The organism is Hydrocoleum sp. CS-953 (assembly GCF_002260545.1).
In the GTDB taxonomy this organism is placed as follows: Bacteria; Cyanobacteriota; Cyanobacteriia; order Cyanobacteriales; family Microcoleaceae; genus Trichodesmium.
On sequence record NZ_LGSU01000249.1, the window covers coordinates 1 to 2,539 of the forward strand.

4 protein-coding genes are annotated in these 2,539 nt (G+C 35.0%); all 4 read left to right on the plus strand.

The window, feature by feature from the left end; all coding sequences use genetic code 11:
* Window positions 1-314: 314 nt before the first annotated feature.
* Window positions 315-492: sigma-70 factor domain-containing protein (locus AFK68_RS02160; protein ID WP_371357202.1), on the plus strand; the 178-nt coding region annotated here is incomplete at its 3' end.
* Window positions 493-513: 21 nt separating this feature from the next.
* Window positions 514-1,449: an RNA polymerase sigma factor, RpoD/SigA family gene (locus AFK68_RS02165; protein WP_094671265.1), complete on the plus strand. Its 936-nt coding sequence runs from the start codon at window positions 514-516 to the stop codon at window positions 1,447-1,449.
* Between the two features lie 220 nt (window positions 1,450-1,669).
* On the plus strand, window positions 1,670-2,128 hold the full coding sequence (locus AFK68_RS02170; protein ID WP_094671267.1) for a hypothetical protein: 459 nt from the start codon (window positions 1,670-1,672) through the stop codon (window positions 2,126-2,128).
* Window positions 2,129-2,169: 41 nt separating this feature from the next.
* A complete protein-coding gene (locus AFK68_RS02175; RefSeq protein ID WP_094671269.1) occupies window positions 2,170-2,436 on the plus strand; it encodes a hypothetical protein in 267 nt (88 codons plus the stop codon).
* The last annotated feature ends 103 nt before the right edge of the window (window positions 2,437-2,539 follow it).

Consider the following 2,539-nt stretch of genomic DNA (forward strand, 5'->3'; position numbering starts at 1 on the left):
AGTTTACATGGAAACTAAAATATAAATTTTATTAATAAAAATCATGTAAAAATTGAATTTGTCTTATGGTTCCATGCAAAAATCAAGATAACAAAGTTCAATTATAAAGTTTTTCCCACTTTATAGAATTTTTGGGGGATGGGCAAGCCTATCCTCATGTAGTTGTCTATATGTAGACTCCCACTATCAGGAGCAAATTATAACTACTGCAATATTTATTAAAGGAGTTTATTACAAAAATGTCAAAACTAAATCAAGAAAATAAAACTCAAAAGACAACTCAAACTAAATTTAGCGGTAGCCCTTACTCCTCAATGGATACAGTTCGTACTTATTTACATGAGATTGGTCGTGTACCGCTCCTAACTCGTGAAGAAGAGATTATTTATGGTAAGCAGGTACAGCAAATGATGCAACTGCTGGAGTTAAAAGAAAAATTAGAGGAAAAACTAAATAGAGCGGCAACTGGGCCAGAATGGGCAGAATATGTAANGCGGTAGCCCTTACTCCTCAATGGATACAGTTCGTACTTATTTACATGAGATTGGTCGTGTACCGCTCCTAACTCGTGAAGAAGAGATTATTTATGGTAAGCAGGTACAGCAAATGATGCAACTGCTGGAGTTAAAAGAAAAATTAGAGGAAAAACTAAATAGAGCGGCAACTGGGCCAGAATGGGCAGAATATGTAACGCTAAGTGTAGAAACACTTCAGAAAGCAATGAAGCAAGGTCAACGTGCCAAGCAAAAAATGATTGAAGCTAATCTTCGCTTAGTAGTAGCGATCGCTAAAAAGTACCAAAAGCGAAATATGGAATTCTTGGATTTAATTCAAGAAGGTACTCTTGGTTTAGAACGAGGAGTAGAAAAATTTGACCCTACACGGGGCTACAAATTTTCTACTTATGCTTACTGGTGGATTCGCCAGGCAATTACTAGAGCGATCGCACAACAAGCTCGTACCATTCGCTTACCTATTCACATTACTGAAAAGCTCAACAAAATCAAAAGAGTTCAGAGAGAACTAATTCAGAGTTTGGGTCGTAGTCCTACCCCTTCTGAAATTGCCCAAGCTTTGCAGCTAGAGCCTTCTCAAATTAGAGAATATCTTTTAATGGCCCGTCATCCTATTTCTTTAGATTTACGGGTTGGAGATAATCAGGATACTGAACTACAGGAACTTTTAGAGGATGAAACGTCTTCTCCAGATGACTATATCACTGGTGAGTTGTTGCGTCAAGACTTAAATACCCTACTGGGGGAATTGACCGAGCAACAACGTCGTGTATTGATATTGCGTTTTGGTCTTGAAGATGGTAAAGAGATGTCGTTGGCTAAAGTGGGAGAAAGACTCCAACTCAGTCGTGAGCGAGTTCGCCAACTAGAGCATCAAGCTTTGGCCCATTTGCGCCGTCGTCAGGCAAAAGTCCGAGAGTATGTAGCTAGCTAGGTATTAATATCTTTCTAGTATCGATCCCTCTATTTTTAATCTCAAATTGACACCATTCCTTGTGGAGATAGTTATCCTTAATGATTATCTCTATAAGGAATTTTATTTGACAAAAATAACTTTTGTTTTGGTTGAGAAAGTAACAAAAATTGTGAAAAAATAGACCTTTATGCTTTTATATGGGTATGATAATAATGTAGATAATAATTAAGCAATATTCGTGATTTTTAGGTTAGTGGCGATCGCAACCTACTCTATATTTACTTATGGTGTAGTAAATAGACCAATAATACAGTATAAATCTATTTCTGTTAAGCTTAAGGAAGAAAGGCCAAAGTTTTCTTCAGAAATAGACAATGATAATATATTGCAGACTGATGGAATTTACCTTTTTGGTCAGTCTAGGCAGCCAGATCAAATTCAGAATGAGTATTTTGTCTTCAAGTTAAAAAATGGTAAGGTAATAGGTGCTTTTTATCTACCCTATTCATCCTTTTACTGCTTTTATGGTATTCATCAAAAAGATAGTTTACAGGTAAAGGTTATAGATAGTTATAATAATAGCGCTTCTGACTACACAGTAGACTTGACAAAATATCACCGAATCGATCAAGTTAGCGATAATGATTTCCGAATATTAAAAAGTTGTCAAACTAACTATCAAGATTTAGTTTGGTAATAGAATATTATACCAAATATAAAAAATTTTCCTACATTTGATTGGGTAGAATAGCGGGGGAGCAAGGTTTCAAGTTAAAAAATGGTAAGGTAATAGGTGCTTTTTATCTACCCTATTCATCCTTTTACTGCTTTTATGGTATTCATCAAAAAGATAGTTTACAGGTAAAGGTTATAGATAGTTATAATAATAGCGCTTCTGACTACACAGTAGACTTGACAAAATATCACCGAATCGATCAAGTTAGCGATAATGATTTCCGAATATTAAAAAGTTGTCAAACTAACTATCAAGATTTAGTTTGGTAATAGAATATTATACCAAATATAAAAAATTTTCCTACATTTGATTGGGTAGAATAGCGGGGGAGCAAGGTAGGGATAAAAATAGTAAAAATATACAGTTAATGAC